The sequence below is a fragment of the Paenibacillus abyssi genome, from assembly GCF_014640295.1.
Taxonomy (GTDB): Bacteria; Bacillota; Bacilli; order Paenibacillales; family Paenibacillaceae; genus Paenibacillus_D; species Paenibacillus_D abyssi.
Genome location: NZ_BMGR01000012.1, coordinates 150928 through 166772, shown reverse-complemented (window position 1 = coordinate 166772; position 15845 = coordinate 150928). Strand labels below are relative to the sequence as shown.

The 15845-nt window shown below is 50.9% G+C and carries 16 protein-coding genes and 1 riboswitch; of the genes, 10 read left to right on the top strand and 6 right to left on the bottom strand.

Features of this window, described 5'->3' with window-relative positions:
- The first annotated feature begins 181 nt into the window (after positions 1-181).
- From IEW11_RS18190 to iolB, 8 genes are all read left to right on the top strand, one after another.
- On the top strand, positions 182-1189 hold the full coding sequence (locus tag IEW11_RS18190) for a LacI family DNA-binding transcriptional regulator (RefSeq protein ID WP_188532487.1): 1008 nt from the start codon (positions 182-184) through the stop codon (positions 1187-1189).
- Between the two features lie 241 nt (positions 1190-1430).
- Positions 1431-3296: a 3D-(3,5/4)-trihydroxycyclohexane-1,2-dione acylhydrolase (decyclizing) gene (gene iolD / locus IEW11_RS18185; protein WP_188532486.1), complete on the top strand. Its 1866-nt coding sequence runs from the start codon at positions 1431-1433 to the stop codon at positions 3294-3296.
- A gap of 35 nt (positions 3297-3331) precedes the next feature.
- Positions 3332-4249 carry a myo-inosose-2 dehydratase gene (gene iolE / locus IEW11_RS18180; RefSeq protein ID WP_188532485.1) on the top strand — a complete coding sequence of 306 codons (918 nt, stop codon included), beginning with the start codon at positions 3332-3334 and terminating at the stop codon, positions 4247-4249.
- Positions 4246-5256 (top strand): 5-dehydro-2-deoxygluconokinase, encoded by a 1011-nt coding sequence (gene iolC / locus IEW11_RS18175; protein WP_188532484.1) that lies wholly within the window; start codon positions 4246-4248, stop codon positions 5254-5256. The genes iolE and iolC overlap by 4 nt, the downstream gene beginning before the upstream one ends.
- A gap of 36 nt (positions 5257-5292) precedes the next feature.
- A complete protein-coding gene (locus IEW11_RS18170; RefSeq protein ID WP_188532483.1) occupies positions 5293-6738 on the top strand; it encodes a CoA-acylating methylmalonate-semialdehyde dehydrogenase in 1446 nt (481 codons plus the stop codon).
- A complete protein-coding gene (gene fba, locus IEW11_RS18165; RefSeq protein ID WP_229725419.1) occupies positions 6732-7613 on the top strand; it encodes a class II fructose-1,6-bisphosphate aldolase in 882 nt (293 codons plus the stop codon). The genes IEW11_RS18170 and fba overlap by 7 nt, the downstream gene beginning before the upstream one ends.
- Positions 7610-8656, top strand: a complete 1047-nt coding sequence (iolG, locus tag IEW11_RS18160) for an inositol 2-dehydrogenase (protein WP_188532482.1) — start codon at positions 7610-7612, stop codon at positions 8654-8656. Before fba ends, iolG begins: the two co-directional genes overlap by 4 nt.
- Before the next feature lie 28 nt (positions 8657-8684).
- Positions 8685-9503, top strand: a complete 819-nt coding sequence (gene iolB, locus IEW11_RS18155; RefSeq protein WP_188532481.1) for a 5-deoxy-glucuronate isomerase — start codon at positions 8685-8687, stop codon at positions 9501-9503.
- A 66-nt stretch (positions 9504-9569) separates the two neighbouring features.
- Here iolB and IEW11_RS18150 read toward each other — a convergent pair whose 3' ends face one another.
- Positions 9570-10760, bottom strand: coding sequence for an ROK family protein (locus IEW11_RS18150; RefSeq protein ID WP_188532480.1), 1191 nt, complete (start codon positions 10758-10760; stop codon positions 9570-9572).
- Positions 10761-11010: 250 nt separating this feature from the next.
- Here IEW11_RS18150 and IEW11_RS18145 point away from each other — a divergent pair, with 250 nt between their 5' ends.
- On the top strand, positions 11011-11652 hold the full coding sequence (locus IEW11_RS18145; RefSeq protein WP_188532479.1) for a chromate transporter: 642 nt from the start codon (positions 11011-11013) through the stop codon (positions 11650-11652).
- 35 nt (positions 11653-11687) lie between these two features.
- Positions 11688-12221 (top strand): chromate transporter, encoded by a 534-nt coding sequence (locus IEW11_RS18140; RefSeq protein WP_188532478.1) that lies wholly within the window; start codon positions 11688-11690, stop codon positions 12219-12221.
- A gap of 25 nt (positions 12222-12246) precedes the next feature.
- On the opposite strand, the gene IEW11_RS18135 is transcribed toward IEW11_RS18140, so the two are convergent.
- The 5 genes from IEW11_RS18135 to IEW11_RS18115 all read right to left on the bottom strand — a co-directional run bounded on the left by IEW11_RS18135 (position 12247) and on the right by IEW11_RS18115 (position 15674).
- Positions 12247-13077, bottom strand: a complete 831-nt coding sequence (locus tag IEW11_RS18135) for an energy-coupling factor ABC transporter ATP-binding protein (RefSeq protein ID WP_188532477.1) — start codon at positions 13075-13077, stop codon at positions 12247-12249.
- Between the two features lie 4 nt (positions 13078-13081).
- A complete protein-coding gene (gene cbiQ / locus IEW11_RS18130; RefSeq protein ID WP_188532476.1) occupies positions 13082-13876 on the bottom strand; it encodes a cobalt ECF transporter T component CbiQ in 795 nt (264 codons plus the stop codon).
- On the bottom strand, positions 13873-14157 hold the full coding sequence (locus IEW11_RS18125) for an energy-coupling factor ABC transporter substrate-binding protein (RefSeq protein ID WP_188532475.1): 285 nt from the start codon (positions 14155-14157) through the stop codon (positions 13873-13875). The genes cbiQ and IEW11_RS18125 overlap by 4 nt, the downstream gene beginning before the upstream one ends.
- A gap of 5 nt (positions 14158-14162) precedes the next feature.
- Positions 14163-14921 carry an energy-coupling factor ABC transporter permease gene (locus IEW11_RS18120; protein ID WP_188532474.1) on the bottom strand — a complete coding sequence of 253 codons (759 nt, stop codon included), beginning with the start codon at positions 14919-14921 and terminating at the stop codon, positions 14163-14165.
- 144 nt (positions 14922-15065) lie between these two features.
- Positions 15066-15255, bottom strand: a riboswitch (cobalamin riboswitch).
- 140 nt (positions 15256-15395) lie between these two features.
- Positions 15396-15674 (bottom strand): hypothetical protein, encoded by a 279-nt coding sequence (locus tag IEW11_RS18115; RefSeq protein ID WP_188532473.1) that lies wholly within the window; start codon positions 15672-15674, stop codon positions 15396-15398.
- Positions 15675-15845 lie beyond the last annotated feature (171 nt).

Sequence of the window (15845 nt, the reverse complement as noted above, 5' to 3'; positions counted from 1 at the left end):
GGAAAACCTCACGTACGGTTTGATGAGGAGGGGCTGGGCTTCGCCCAGCCTTTCACTCTAGTGGTTTCAGCCTTGCCCTTTTCCTTCCCTCGGCGTTCGCTCCCATTCTATTGTTGCAAGATCAATTCTTTGTATTCATAATGAAAGAAATAAACTTACATACACGAATGAGGATTTGGCGATGAAAGCGACAATTTATGATGTGGCCCGGGAGGCAGGCGTTTCGATAGCGGCAGTGTCACAGGTGATTAACGGAAAAGGGAAGATAAGCGAAGAACGGCGGCAGGAGATTTTACAGGTCATGGAAAGGCTCAATTATCGGCCGAGCGTAATCGCAGCGGCATTGACCGGCAAGAAAACCTATACAATCGGCCTGCTTGTCCCAGATATATCCAACCCGTTCTTTTCAGAAATTGCAAGGGCTGTCGAGGATCAGGGAGACCACCGCGGCTACAGCATCATTATGTGCAGCACCGACAATAAAATGGAGCGTGCAGAACGATATTTGTCGCTGATGCTGCAAAAAAGCGTGGATGGCTTAATTATTGGTACCGGCATGGAAAATAAGGAAGCGCTGATAAAGCTTATGAAGTCCATACCGGTTGTAATGGTTGCCAGAGAAGCGGAAACGAATCTGGCGATGCAGACCGTTATTGTCGATGATTTTGTCGGAGGCAGCTTAGCGGCACGCCACTTTCTTGAATTGAAGCATTCCAGAGTCGCCGTACTGGCGGAAAAAGCGACAGTCAGCAGCAGCCGCGAACGCATTCGGGGATTTCGGGAGACGTTGGTGCAGGCCGGGCATGCATTGGCAGAAAGCCGGATTAAAGCCTGCGAAGACGACTTGCTGAAGGAGGGTAAGGAAAAGGCGTTGGAGCTGCTTCAACAGCCAGATCGGCCTTCCGCAATATTCTGCTGTAACGATCTGCTCGCGATCGGTACACTTCGGGCGGCCAAAGAGCTCGGCCTGCGGGTGCCGCATGATGTTTCCATTATTGGCTTTGATAATACGATTCTGGCGACCGTTACGGATCCGACACTCACAACGGTTGCACAGCCGACAGAGCTAATGGGGAAGATGGCGGTGGATTCATTAATTCAAAAGCTGGAGGGGCAGCCCCCCGCGGAAGAACGCGTTGTGCTCCGGCCGGAGCTGATTATCCGCCAATCGACAGCTGTTAAAGAGTGAGCTGATTTACATTTACCCTTCAGTGCCGGTTCAAAAGGAGTCCGCCATCTTCGAAACAGAAGAAAACGGACTCCTTTCGTATATGCACTCATGGAAGTTTGTTGCTCGCAATGAGTAATTTGCTTCATAAAAAGCATTGTCAAATCATAAAAACTAATGTATATTCTAGTTAAATTAAGCGCTTAACCTACAATCTACACCGATGATTAAGCGCTATACCTTGATGAGGAAGGGGTTAATAATGAGTGCGATTCGATTAACAATGGCACAAGCGCTGCTTCGCTTTCTCGACAATCAATATGTATCTATCGACGGGGTGGAGACGAAGTTTGTTCGCGGGGTAATGGGAATATTCGGTCATGGGAATGTGACTGGCATCGGCGAGGCGCTGGAGAGAAGCGCGGGAAGCTTGACGTATATCCAAGGTAAAAACGAGCAAGGGATGGTTCATGCTGCAACCGCTTTCGCAAAACAAAAAAACCGGCTGCAAATTTTTGCCTGTACATCTTCCATCGGTCCGGGCGCTTTGAATATGGTTACGGCGGCAGCAACCGCCACCGTGAACCGGATTCCTGTACTGCTGCTGCCGGGGGATAACTTTGCCTCAAGACAACCGGACCCTGTCCTTCAGCAGCTTGAGGTACAGGCGGATTATACGGTATCGGCGAATGATCCGTTCAAATCCGTCAGCAAATACTGGGATCGTATCGTGAGGCCGGAGCAGTTAATGACAGCGGCGATCCAGGCTTTGCGAGTGCTGACCGACCCTGCAGAGACCGGTGCGGTCACCTTATCACTGCCTCAGGATGTACAGGCGGAAGCTTATGATTATCCGGCTTCTTTCTTCGAGAAGAAGGTACATTACATGGATCGCCGTCCCCCGGCTCCGGAAGCGGTGTTGCGGGCAGCGGTCTTAATAGCCGGAAAGCGCAAGCCGTTAATTATTGCCGGCGGTGGTGTTTTATATGCAAATGCAATGCCGGAGCTTGCGGCTTTCGCAGAAGCGTTCGGCATCCCGGTGGCGGAGACACAAGCCGGGAAAAGCGTCCTTCCCTGGAACCATCCGCTCAATGTTGGCGGTGTAGGCGTTACCGGTACGTTGGCAGCGAACCGGCTGGCGGCGGATGCAGATTTAATTATCGGCATCGGCACCCGTTATTCGGATTTCACAACATCATCGAAATATGCGTTCCGTAACGAATCGGTACAGTTTGTGAACCTGAATGTGAGCGCTTTCGATTCGTCTAAGCTGAGCGGTGTGTCCGTCACAGCCGATGCCAGAGCCGGTTTGAAAGCGCTGCACGAGGTGTTGGCGGCCGCAAACTATCGCACGGGATACGAAGTTTACGAGATCGCAGAGCTGAAAGGGCAGTGGAATGCGGAAGTTGACCGTTTATATGCTGCTGAGCATGAGGACGGGCTGTCGCAGACGCGTGTGCTGGGCGTGATTAATGAAACGATCGATGAATCGGCCGTCATTGTATGCGCTGCAGGCAGCCTGCCGGGCGATCTTCACCGGGTATGGCGTCCGGTGCAGCCGAAAACCTACCATATGGAATACGGCTTCTCCTGCATGGGGTATGAGGTAAGCGGCGCTTTCGGGGTCGCGCTGGCTGAGCCGGATCGTGAGGTGTATACGATTGTCGGAGACGGGAGTTATTTAATGCTTCATTCCGAATTAATCACAAGCCTGCAGGAAGGCCGGAAAATTACGGTGCTGCTGCTCGATAATCACGGGTATCAATGCATCCACAACCTGCAGACGGGTAATGGCAGCGATGGCTTCGGCAACGAGTTCCGCTATCGCTCGCAAGATACCGGGCGGTTGACGGGGAACTATCTGCAGATCGATTTCGCCGCGCATGCCCGCAGCTTGGGCGCGAAAGCTTATAAAGCCAGTACGGCGGAAGAGCTGCAGGAAGCATTGGAGCAAGCGAAGAAGGAGACGGTGACCACCTTGATCGAGATTCCGGTGGTGGCCGGCACGAATACAGGCGGTTACGAATCCTGGTGGAATGTCGGTGTACCGGAAGTGTCCGTCAGCGAGAAAGTCTTGGCGGCGCATGAAGAAATGAAGCGCTACACCGGGTCGGTTAAACTCATCTGACTTCCAATGATAACGATGGAAAGGGGCAAACCTTCATGAGCACGTTTCCTTTTAAAATCGGCATCCATCCTATTAATTGGGTAGGGGAAGATGTGAAGGAGCATGGCGACCAGACGACTTATGAGCAAATTTTAGACGAAATACAAGAATTGGGCCTGGCCGGCACCGAAATGGGCCGCAAATATCCCGCCGACCGGGCGGTATTGAAGCAGGAATTATCCGAACGTGGAATTCAGCTTGTCTCACAGTGGAAGTCGGTGCTGTTCTCCGACCCTTCATACCGTGAAACCGAGCTCCAGGCTTATCGTGAGCACGCGGCGTTTCTGCAGGACATGGGAAGCAAGGTGATCAGCACCTGCGAGATCGGCGGTTCCCAGCATTTCGATCCGCGGCGCTCGCCGAATGAAAAGGAAGTGCAGCGCCTGGATGAAGCAGGGTGGAGAAGCCTCGCTGAAGGTCTTAATGAGGCTGGAGCGATTGCACAGGAATACGGGTTAAAGCTGACGTATCATCACCACGGGGGGACGGTTGTGGAGCAGCCGGAAGAAATCGACCGTCTCATGGAGATGACGGATCCTTCGCTCGTTTACCTGCTGTTTGATACCGGCCATGCCTACTATGGCGGAGCCGATCCGCTGCAGGTGCTGCGCAGGCATTTTGACCGGATTGCCTATGTGCATCTGAAGGACATTCGCCAGGAAGTGCTGGATCAGTCGAGGGCAGAAAAGGCGGACTTTATTACCTGCATTCGCAATGGCGTATTTACGGTACCCGGCGACGGCTGCCTTGACTTCGGGCCCATATTCGATGAGCTGGTCGGAAGAGGGTACGGCGGCTGGGCGATGCTCGAAGGGGAACAGGATCCGGCGGTGCATCCCGCCTATGAATATGCCAAGAAATCACTTGAATATATGGAATCATTATTATCGCCAACAGGGAGGCAGCCATTATGAGCTATGTACAATTTCCCGATGAAAGGTCACTTGATTTTGTTGCCATCGGCAGGCTGTGTATTGACTTGAATGCCAACGAAATTCACCGCCCGATGGAAGAAACGATGACGTTCACGAAATATGTCGGCGGTTCTCCGGCGAATATTACGATCGGTATGTCCCGGTTGGGCTTGAAAACTTCATTTATCGGCAAAATCGCGGATGATCAAATGGGCCGGTTTATCCATAGTTACTTACAGCGCAATAACATCGATACGTCCAACGTTGTGACGGATCATACCGGAGCGGTGACCGGACTTGCTTTTACGGAAATTAAGAGCCCTACGGATTGCAGCATTCTGATGTACCGCGATAATGCCGCCGATCTCAAGCTGACACCGGAGGAAGTCCAGGAGGAGCTTATTGCCAGGACGAAGGTGCTGTTAATTTCAGGGACAGCGCTTGCCGAAAGTCCGTCAAGAGAAGCAGTGTTTCAGGCGCTCTATTATGCAAAAAAACACGGCGCAGTCATTGTCTTTGATCTCGATTACCGCCCTTATACCTGGAAATCAGCGGAAGAAACCTCTGCCTACTACAACCTGGCAGCTGAAAAATGCGACATGATCCTCGGCACGCGCGAAGAGTTCGATATGATGGAGCGCTTTGAGCAGAATCCGGAGCACAGCGACCAGGTGACGGCAGCCAAATGGTTCGATTATTCCGCCAAAATTGTGATTATCAAACACGGCAAAGACGGCTCCATCGCTTATACCCGGGACGGCACAGGACACAAGGCAAAAAGCTATCCCGCCAAGGTTGTGAAGACGTTCGGCGCGGGCGATTCGTATGCAGCAGGATTTTTGTACGGGGTCATGCAGGGCTGGACGCTCGAGAAAAGCATGGAATTCGGCAGCGCGGCGGCCTGCATCGTCATATCCAGTCACAGCTGCTCGGATGCGATGCCAACGGCCGATCAGGTGAATGACTATATAACGCGCTGTGAACGCGGAGAAATAACGGCCTCTTAATTCTAATCAGGGATAATTGAAGGGAGATCAATCAACATGGCACAAACATTGAAAAACTGGATCGGCGGGGCTTGGGTGGAATCGTCTGCCTCGCAAACCGATGCCGTATATAACCCGGCAACGGAAGAAATTTTGGCCTATGTGCCTTTGTCGGCGAAATCGGATGTGGATCGCGCTGTACAAGCAGCCGGCGAAGCGTTCCAATGCTGGAGCCGCACGCCGGTGCCGAAGCGCGCGCGTGTGTTATTCAAATACCAGCAGCTGCTGGTGGATCATTGGGAAGAGCTGGCGCAGCTGGTGACCAAGGAGAACGGCAAAAGCTACAACGAAGCCTATGGAGAAGTGCTGCGCGGCATTGAATGCGTAGAGTTTGCCGCCGGAGCGCCGAACCTGATGATGGGCAAGCAGCTGCCGGATATCGCTTCGAATCTGGAATCCGGCATGTACCGTTACCCGATTGGCGTAATCGGCGGCATTACACCGTTTAACTTCCCGATGATGGTGCCGTGCTGGATGTTCCCGCTTGCGATTGCATGCGGCAACACCTTTGTGCTGAAACCCTCGGAACGCACGCCGCTGCTGGCGAACCGGCTTGCAGAGCTGTTTGCCGAAGCGGGGCTGCCGGAGGGCGTGCTCAATATCGTCCATGGCGCCCGAGACGTTGTGAATGGCATTCTCGAGCATACGGACGTCAAAGCCGTTTCCTTTGTCGGTTCCCAGCCGGTAGCGGAGTATGTGTATAAGACAGCATCGGCAAACGGCAAACGGGTACAAGCGCTGGCTGGTGCCAAAAATCACTCCATCATCATGCCGGATGCGGATCTGGATGCTGCGGTCAAAGAAATCATCAATGCCTCCTTTGGTTCAGCAGGCGAGCGTTGTATGGCCTGTTCGGTTGTGGTGGCCGTTGGCGAAATCGGGGACACGCTGGTGAACAAGCTGGTAGAAGCGGCGGATCAAATTACGATCGGAAACGGCATGGACGAAGGGGTGTTCCTTGGCCCGGTCATCCGTGGACCACATAAGGAACGGACCATAAAATATATCGAAACCGGCGAAAATGAGGGCGCTTTGCTTATCCGAGACGGCCGTAAAGATACCGCAGTGGATGGCGAGGGCTACTTTGTCGGGCCGACGATCTTTGACCAGGTACAGGGTGGAATGAAGATTTGGGAGGATGAAATCTTCGCACCGGTCCTGTCGATTGTACGGGTTGCCACGTTGGAGGAAGCGATTGAACTGTCGAATCGTTCTGATTTTGCGAACGGGGCCTGTCTGTTTACCCAAAACGGCAGCAGCGTCAGGCAGTTCCGGGAAACGATCGATGCGGGCATGCTGGGCATTAATCTTGGCGTTCCGGCGCCGATGGCTTTCTTCCCGTTCTCCGGCTGGAAGAAATCGTTCTATGGCGACCTTCATGCCAACGGCACAGACGGCGTAGAATTCTACACACGCAAGAAGATGGTGACGGCCAGATGGTAGCTCTTGTATCCATGAAGGAAATGCTCACTCAAGCTCTGGAAGGCGGCTATGCCGTTGGGCAGTTTAATCTCAACAACCTGGAATTTACGCAGGCGATTCTTCAGGCCGCACAGGAGGAGCAGGCTCCGGTCATTCTGGGCGTCAGCGAAGCTTATATTCCGTATATGGGCGGTCTGTTTACGATCGCTGCTATGGTAAAGGGGCTGGTCGGGCATTACGGCATTACTGCGCCGGTCGCCCTTCATTTGGATCACGGCTCCACTTACGAGGTTTGCGTTCAGGCGCTTCATGCGGGCTTCACATCCGTCATGATCGATGCGTTCCATCATCCGCTGGAACGCAATATCGACATCACCCAACGGGTGGTCCAGACCGCACATGCGCTCGGGGCAACGGTTGAAGCTGAGCTCGGAAGGATTACCGGGCGGGAGGATGATCTTGCCGTCGACGAAGCGGAGGGCATGTATGCGGTGCCGGAGCAATGCGTCCGAATGGTCCGGGAAACACAGATCGATTGTCTGGCTCCTGCGCTCGGGTCGGTACACGGCCCGTATCGGGGGCAGCCGAAGCTGGGCTTTGAACGCATGGGAGAGATCCGGCGTTTGACAGGCTTGCCGCTTGTGCTGCATGGCGGGAGCGGGCTGCCGGATGAGGAAATCAGGCAGGCAATCGCTATGGGAACATGTAAAATCAATGTGAACACCGATAATCAGATCGTTTGCACACAGGCGATTCGAAGCTTCCTGGACCAGCATCCGGAAGCGTACGATCCGCGTAATTACCTCATTCCGGCAAAAGAAGCAATTAAGGCATCGGTAAAGTCAAAAATCCAATTATTCGGCAGTTCAGGCCAGGCGGGAGGAAGAGCTTCATGAAAAAAGTGAGAATCGGCATCATCGGCGCCGGGCGGATCGGGAAAATTCACGCGGATAACCTGCTCCGGCTGCCGCAGGTGGAAATCGCAGCGGTCAGCGATCTGTTCGCCGGTCCTGAGCTGGAGAGCTGGGCTGCCCGGCGAGGGATAACGAACATCACAAAGGACAGCAACGAGATCATTGACGACCCAAAGATCGATGCCGTATTTATTTGCTCATCGACCAATACGCATGCACCGCTCATTAAACAAGCTGCGGTGGCCGGCAAGCATATTTTTTGCGAAAAGCCTGTCAGCATGGACATTACCCACACGATGGAAGCAGTCACAGCAGCCCGTGAAGCGGGCGTCAAGCTGCAGATCGGATTTAACCGCCGCTTTGACCATAACTTCAAGCGGATACGCGAGCATGTGCAATCAGGAACGATCGGCGCCCCGCATATTGTGAAGATTACTTCCCGGGATCCGAATCCTCCGCATGAGGAGTATATTCAGGTATCCGGCGGTATCTTTATGGATATGATGATCCACGACTTTGACTTAGCCCGCTATTTGTCCGGCAGCGAAGTCGCCGAGGTGTATGCGCAGGGCAACGTATTGATTAATCCTGTCTTTGCCAAGTACGGTGATTTAGATACTGCGATCGTCACGCTGCGCTTCGACAATGGCGCGCTCGGTGTGATCGATAACAGCCGTCAAGCCGTTTACGGATATGACCAGCGGGTGGAGGTCTTTGGCTCCAAGGGAAACGTTGCGGTAACCAATGACCATCCGAATACAGCTGAAGTCAGCACGGCAGAGGGAATTATGCGGGATAAACCGCTGAACTTTTTCCTCGAACGTTACACGGGCGCATATCTTGATGAAACCGAGCAATTTATCCAATGTATCCTTCATGATCAAATCGTACATGTAACCGGTGAAGACGGCATGAAGGCGGAGCAAATCGCGTTAGCCGCTAAGCTGTCCCATCAGCTCGGAAGACCTGTGAAAATAAGCGAAGTGTTGGAGCTGTATAATCAATCGATTGTCGAGAAGGTGTAACGAGGACAAACGGAAGGAGTGAGCGGTTATGTCTAATTTGATAGTCAAGCCGAAGTTAACACCGGACCATGATGGAACAGTCCTGTCCGTGACACCCGAATTAGCGGGCTGGCAGTATGTCGGATTTCAGGTGGTGAAGCTGGCTGCAGGACAAAAGCTGGCCCGCGAAACGGGAGATCAGGAAATATGCTTAGTGCTGCTTAGCGGCAGGGCAAATGTAAAAACAAGCGAAGTTTCATGGTCAGATATCGGCCAGCGGATGAGTATATTTGAGAAAATACCGCCATATTCCGTCTATGTGCCAAACAGTGACCGTTATGAGGTAGATGCGCTAACGGAGCTGGAGCTTGCAGTATGCATTGCGCCCGGCGAGGGGAACCATAAAGCCCGCTTGATCCGCCCGGAGCAGGTTGGTGTGGAGCAGCGCGGATTCGGAAATATCAAACGGCAAATTCATAACATTTTGCCGGAGCAGGAGGCGGCCGACAGCCTGCTTGTCGTCGAGGTGTTTACTCCGGAGGGTCACTGGTCCAGCTATCCGCCGCACAAGCATGACCGGGATGCACTGCCTGAGGAGTCGCTGCTGGAGGAGACGTATTATTACAAGGTGCAGCCGGAGCAGGGCTTTGCGGTTCAGCGTGTCTATACCGACGACCGTTCGCTTGACGAGACCGTCATCGTAAAGGATGGCGAGACGGTTATGGTGCCGAGGGGATATCATCCGGTGTCCGCCCCGCCGGGCTATGAGGTCTATTATTTGAATGTGATGGCCGGACCTGTCCGGACGTGGAAGTTCCATAACGATCCGGAGCATGCCTGGATTATGAACAAACCGGAGGTAAAATAAATGAGGAGCCGTTCCAAAAGTAGTTTTTAACTGCGCAGGAACGGCTTTTTTCTTGAGTTTTCGTATTTATAAAGCCATTTGCTTCATAACCATAACAGCGGCACCAGTGGCAACCGCATCTTCCTTTAGAATGCCTTTGGAGAAGCGGGGCTGATAATCCGGATAATAGTAGGTGTTCTGCCTGGCAATCGTGATGGCTGTATCGTAGAAGGCATCGTGAGCGCCCACTAAAGGGCCGCCAAGGATGACCTCCTCAGGATGGAGGATGTTGATCAGATTAGCTAAGCCGATTCCGAAATAGGTGGCTGTCTGAACAAATTGTTCCCGTGCTAAGGCGTCACCTTGCCGAGCGGCTTCAACAATCCGGTCGAAATCAATGTCATCGGGCCTGTTCCTATAGGCGCTCAATATGCTCTCTCTGCCTCTTTTAATATCGGAACGGACTTGATTTACAACAGCCTGCAGCGAGACGAACGCTTCTAATGCACCGTAATTACCGCCCTCCTGAAGCCTTGGGCCATCGCTTTGAATAATCATCTGTCCGATTGAGCCCTCCTGATCAATAGAACCCCGTACAATGCGGCCATCCGACATCATGGATGAGCGCAGTCCTACCCCTGCATGCACATACAGCATGTGGTGGACGTTCCGCAGCCGGACCGCCCAATGTTCTCCGATTAATGCTGTATTTGCTCCGTTTTCAAGATAAGCGGGGATTGCAAGACGCTGTTCCAGCTCCTTGCATATGGCAATGTGACTCCAGCCCTCGGCAGGAAAAAACAGCGGCTCCAGAATCATACCCCGTTCCGGATCCAGCGGGCCGACAGCTCCAATTCCAATTCCAATCAGTTTATCCGGCTGCACGCCATGATCGATGAGCATCTGCCGGGCTCCTGCCTCCACTTGGCGGGTGAAATGCTCCGGTGTCATGTGTTCATCCATCCTCCATCTGATAAGCGATAACGGTTTCATCGTCAGGTCAAAAAGGCCTAAAGTGGAGGTGACCCTGGAAATATCCAAACCGAATAGATAACCGTAATCAGAATTGCAGGAATATAAAATGGGGCGTCTGCCGCCTGTTGACTCGCCTAACCCGGATTCGGTTATGATACCGGAAGCGGTCAAGTCATCGAGCAAACGCGTCAAGCTGCTGCTTTTCATCGATACTTCGCTTTGAAGCTCGGCTTTTGATACCGTACCATAATGGGCAATCCGCTCAAACAGCCGTTTTTTTGCAGTAGGAATGGATGATTTCATTGGTTCTCCCCATTTATCCAAGTAAACTAATCGGATTTTGATATCTCTCATTATATAGGTAAGAAACGAGTTTTACCAGATTAGTGATGAAGTTTTTTCTGAAATGGTAAAAACCAATCTGGAAACTATGATTAAACAGACGTGATACGCTTAATAAATATTAGTTATAATAAAAAATCGAAAAGTTAATTCCAAAATGGAATAAAGATGATACAATAAAGATAACGGAATTGAAAAAGGGGTGAGCATCATGCTCCATGCTGTGATGGAACGTTTAACAAAGCTTCTGGAATTGTTTTGGGCCTTTCTGCAAATCGGTCCTTCCACCTTCGGTGGGGGTTATGCGATGATACCGGTAATTGAACGCGAAATTGTAGGGAAGAGACGTTGGATTAGTGAAGATGAAATGGCGGATATGGTGTCCCTGGCGGGATCTGCTCCCGGCGGCGTCGGGGTGAATGCGGCAGCGTTTGTGGGATACCGGGTTGCGGGTGTCGCAGGTGCGGTGTCGGCGGTAATCGGCATTACGCTGCCTACCTTCCTCATTATTCTTGTCTTAAGTGTATTTTATATGGTTTTTCAGGATCATCCCAAAGTGGAAGCAGCTCTGAAGGGAATCCATGGCGCTATTATCGCATTGATTATTTTGGCCGCTTACCGGATGGCGAAAGCTTCGATCATAGACAAGACAACGACCGTACTACTGATTGTAACGGTTGGTCTATTGTTGTTTGCGGCCATTCACCCCATCTATGTCATTATGCTGGGCATAGCGGCGGGAATTCTGCTTGTCAGAATTAAGGAACGACTCGGCATAAAGGTATTTATGGAGAAACAGCCGGAATCGGATAATCGAAAGCAGGAGCTTATATATCCCGAATATTACATCTAATTTGAATGAGCAGTGTTTGAATGGGGGTGGGAAGGATGCTGTGGCAGTTATTTATTACATTTGTAAAAATGGGGTTTATCTCCTTTGGAGGCGGGTATGCGGTGCTTCCGATGATCGAGCATGAGGTATCCTCTCAAGACTGGCTGACAACGAGCGAATTCCAGGAGGCAATAGCACTTGCAGGTATGGCCCCTGGACCGATCGCGACCAACAGTGCCACCCTGATCGGTTATCAAACAGCAGGCTTGACAGGGGCTTTAGCATCTACAGTTGGCATAATCTTACCTTCACTCATCCTCATTATTCTGGTATCCGCTTTGTTTTACCGGATCCATGACCATAAGCTGTTAAAATCATCGTTTTACGGTTTGAGGCCAATTGTAACAGGGTTGATCATTTATGCGGCGATCCATTTCGGTTTTCTCGGACAGTCTGAACAGCTATTTAGCTGGACAACACTGGCAACCTTGATCATTTGCGCGGGCTCTATATATGCCATTTTAAAGTACAAGCTTCATCCGTTCACGATTATTATTCTATCAGGTGCCGCTGGCATTGTCTTCTTCTGAAATACAGGAGACAAGCAGGGCACCTTTATTGTTTCTTCATCCGCTTCTTGAACTCAGCCATGCTGCGGGGAGGAGCCTTTTCCATTCTTACGGATTCCGGTAAATTTGACCAGACTTCAGCTAACATGGGCAGCTCAAGCCCTAGAGACAGAATCAGGTCCTCTTGTTTGAATACTTCGTCCGGCGTACCCTCCAGCAAACATCTCCCGTGGTCCATGACGAGGATCCAATCCGCCCAGGCATAGGCCAGGTTCATATCATGCGTCGCCATTACGATGGTAATGCCGTTATTGTGGCTTTGATCAAGCTCTTCAATCAACTGCCGCTCGGACAAGCGGTCCAGGTATGCAGTCGGTTCATCGAGCAGCAGCAGTTCAGGCTCAAGGAGCAATACGCCGGCCAGGGCGACTCGTTTTTTCTGACCGAGACTTAAGTGATGGATCGGGGTATCAGCCAAATGCTCCAAACCCATGGACATGAGCAGAAGATCTGTGCGCTTTGTAATTTCATACTCGGGTATTCTGGCATTGCGAAGACCGTAGGAAACATCCTCGCGCGGTGTGCTTAGAATCAACTGCTGCTCCGGATCCTGAAAGACGAGCCCGACATGCTGCCGGAGCTGTCTCAGATCATCCCGGCGATAGGACATCAGCTTGCCTTTCCATAACACGGCTCCTTCAGCAGGACGTTGAATACCGATTGCATGAAGGAAAAAGGTAGATTTACCGGACCCGTTATGGCCGCAAATCGCTGTTTTTTTGCCTTCAGGCACACGGATTGTTAATCCATTAAGCGCCTTTGTCTGAGTGCCTGGATAACTGTAGTAGACATTTTGCGCTTCCATAATTGAATTCATTCTGTCACCTCCAGCGAAGCCATAGCTCAATGAGCAGTAATAGTATAATTCCAACATAGATCTCTAATTGATATCGAACCGGTACCGGATTTGCTTGGTACGGGGCCATGCGGATGTCTTCCGTGAAACCTCTTGCCACTAAACCATGTGAAAGAGCTTTGTACCGGTGCATTGTCCTGCCGAATAATCGAACGATCAGGATCGCCATATCGTTCATTTTGCTGCGGAAGCCTATATGGCCGCCACGGGCCCTTTGAGCCGTGTACATCTGAAGAGCTGTTTCCCCGAGCAGAAACAGAAAACGGTACATGATCAGCATTAACTCCAACACGATGGAGGGCATTCGCATTTTTTTCATTACTTGAAACAAGCCTGACATGGGAGTCGACAGCATCAGAAATGTAAAACAGGATAAACATGCGATAATCCGGATAAGTAGGATGCCTGCTTTGTGGATACCGGAGTCCGAGACATAAGCTGTCCAGTGCGCGAATGAAAAAAGGGTCACGATGCCGCCTGCACCCGCTAAAGAATCGGCAGCCTGAAATTCAATAAGAATTGCCGGCAGGCTCGCTGTATAGAACAGACAAGAGCTTCCGATCAGCATACTGTACAATTTTACAGAGATCCCGGCATAGAGAGCTGTCCAGATGAACATCCAACCGACGATCAGGAGCTGAACGACCGGATGGGATAAGTAAGCCATGACAATGAGAGCGGCTGCGAATCCGCTTTTCCACATGGGAGAGATGAACCGCAGCTTGTTCGTATGAGAGACCGTATCAATCAACCGGATCATTGCGATTTAGACTTCGAAGCTTTTCCTTTGAACCATCCGAAGGCAAATCCGATAAAACCTGCTCCAATGGCTGCCTGCAGGGCAAACAGCATGCTCTCCGTTTCTGCGGGCGGCTCCACAAGCGGTGAAAACCATGGCTCATAGGATGGCTGAATCTCGGTGATCATTTCTTCAGCGGCTCCGTCAGCGCCTCCGAAGTCACCGTTCACGAGAAGGAGAGGAAGCACAGCCAATAGAACAACAGCGATCAAAATGAAGACGTTCGTCGTACGGTTTTTCATGTTGCTTAAGCCCCTTTCATTTTACGCTGTAATATGGAAAGTTCATCCGAATTGTAGCTTTGCAGCCAGTTCCAGATCAGGATGGTCAGAAGCCCTTCGCTGATAGCCAGCGGGACTTGGGTGACGGCAAATATGCCTCCGAATTTAGCAAGCGAAGCCAGGAAGCCGCCGCTCTCGGCCGGAAACGCCAGAGATAATTGAACCGAAGTGACGACATAAGTAGACAGATTCGCCAGCGCTGCTGCTGCGAAAATGGACAGCTTTTGTCTTCCCGAGGCTCTCATCATCCATTTATAAACGGTGTAGCCGATGATCGGGCCGGCGACGGCCATCGAGAAGGCGTTAGCGCCAAGCGTGGTCAATCCGCCATGGGCAAGCAGCAGGGCTTGGAACAATAAGACGATTGACCCGAGCACGCTCATCGGCAGCGGGCCGAACATGACAGCACCTAAGCCTGTCCCCGTCGGGTGAGAGCTGCTGCCCGTTACGGACGGGATTTTCAGTGCAGACAGAACGAAAGTAAAGGCGCCGGCCAGACCCAGCATGATTTTTAGCTCCGGCGTTTCCTTTGTAATTTTGATCAAAGCCCGCAGTCCGAGAATGAAAAAGGGTATGAACATTGCCCACCAGAAAATAGCCCAGCCAAGGGGGAGGAAACCCTCCATAATATGCATGGCATAGGCGGTTTGAGGTTCATTTACGGTAAAATAAATTGCGAACCCCAGGACGAGCAGCAGAAAGCGTGTTGATTTTGCAGCAAACATTGTATCATTTCCTTTCCGTTCAATCGTAGTATGCAGAAAAAGACCAATCCTGCAGGATTGGTCAAGGGTACGTGTTAAATAGACGACAAGATCTATTATGATCGTCGTTTCTATCCGTACACCGCTCCTTTCCTCGAAGGCGTCTTTGGTGCATAGATTGAGGTAGGTCTCCTGGCTTTCGGATCAATGTGTTCTCCCGTCTTCCCCGGGTTTGCCCGAGTGACATGTCCTAAAGAGAAAACTCCCCGATTACAGTGGCGGGACCGCTCGGGATTTTCACCCGATTCCCTGTTACCCTTTGCTTATACAAAGGCACCTCATCTATTTAAGTATGCAGTTAAATTTACTAATTTATATCACGAAACTAGCAACTTTGTCTATGAAATGTAAACTTTTTTTTCAGTCAGCCCAAGCTAAAAAGCCTTAAACTATGAAACCTGGCTTAAGGCTGGCAGCTTTGTAGCTGTTATCACATTATTTCACAACATGGAGATCTGTTCCCGGGGCTTTATAAACGCCATCCCAGAAACATGCAATATCATCACAAGAAGATTGTGAGATCCGATGGGAAATTTGAAAGATGGGGATATGAGGATTGACATGAAAGGTGGTGCCGGTAAAGGTGCATCTTTCAAAATCAAAATCCATAGAGGTAATAATAACGATGCAGTTCTTAAACGTACAACCGACAAAATTAAATCCGTCAAACGTAATTGTTTCATTCTCGAAACTCTCATTAATAATTAGTTCCATAGGCTTCGCTCCCATTCATTGTTGAGGAAATACTGAAATTATCTTATCAGGTCTGTGATAAAATGTTTGTCACAAATTGCTTCACGGGAATGATTATTTATCGACATGATTTTTTCCTGAGTCGTGATGGGGAGAAGGCCGAAATTGAGAATTACAAAAGGAAGGGCTTGC

Excerpts from the sequence above, each read along its gene's own strand:
- IEW11_RS18190 (WP_188532487.1), top strand. The coding sequence starts at position 182 with ATGAAAGCGACAATTTATGATGTGGCCCGGGAGGCAGGCGTTTCGATA.
- iolD (WP_188532486.1), top strand. The coding sequence starts at position 1,431 with ATGAGTGCGATTCGATTAACAATGGCACAAGCGCTGCTTCGCTTTCTC.
- iolE (WP_188532485.1), top strand. The coding sequence starts at position 3,332 with ATGAGCACGTTTCCTTTTAAAATCGGCATCCATCCTATTAATTGGGTA.
- iolC (WP_188532484.1), top strand. The coding sequence starts at position 4,246 with ATGAGCTATGTACAATTTCCCGATGAAAGGTCACTTGATTTTGTTGCC.
- IEW11_RS18170 (WP_188532483.1), top strand. The coding sequence starts at position 5,293 with ATGGCACAAACATTGAAAAACTGGATCGGCGGGGCTTGGGTGGAATCG.
- fba (WP_229725419.1), top strand. The coding sequence starts at position 6,732 with ATGGTAGCTCTTGTATCCATGAAGGAAATGCTCACTCAAGCTCTGGAA.
- iolG (WP_188532482.1), top strand. The coding sequence starts at position 7,610 with ATGAAAAAAGTGAGAATCGGCATCATCGGCGCCGGGCGGATCGGGAAA.
- iolB (WP_188532481.1), top strand. The coding sequence starts at position 8,685 with ATGTCTAATTTGATAGTCAAGCCGAAGTTAACACCGGACCATGATGGA.
- IEW11_RS18150 (WP_188532480.1), bottom strand. The coding sequence starts at position 10,760 with ATGAAATCATCCATTCCTACTGCAAAAAAACGGCTGTTTGAGCGGATT.
- IEW11_RS18145 (WP_188532479.1), top strand. The coding sequence starts at position 11,011 with ATGCTCCATGCTGTGATGGAACGTTTAACAAAGCTTCTGGAATTGTTT.
- IEW11_RS18140 (WP_188532478.1), top strand. The coding sequence starts at position 11,688 with ATGCTGTGGCAGTTATTTATTACATTTGTAAAAATGGGGTTTATCTCC.
- IEW11_RS18135 (WP_188532477.1), bottom strand. The coding sequence starts at position 13,077 with ATGAATTCAATTATGGAAGCGCAAAATGTCTACTACAGTTATCCAGGC.
- cbiQ (WP_188532476.1), bottom strand. The coding sequence starts at position 13,876 with ATGATCCGGTTGATTGATACGGTCTCTCATACGAACAAGCTGCGGTTC.
- IEW11_RS18125 (WP_188532475.1), bottom strand. The coding sequence starts at position 14,157 with ATGAAAAACCGTACGACGAACGTCTTCATTTTGATCGCTGTTGTTCTA.
- IEW11_RS18120 (WP_188532474.1), bottom strand. The coding sequence starts at position 14,921 with ATGTTTGCTGCAAAATCAACACGCTTTCTGCTGCTCGTCCTGGGGTTC.
- IEW11_RS18115 (WP_188532473.1), bottom strand. The coding sequence starts at position 15,674 with ATGGAACTAATTATTAATGAGAGTTTCGAGAATGAAACAATTACGTTT.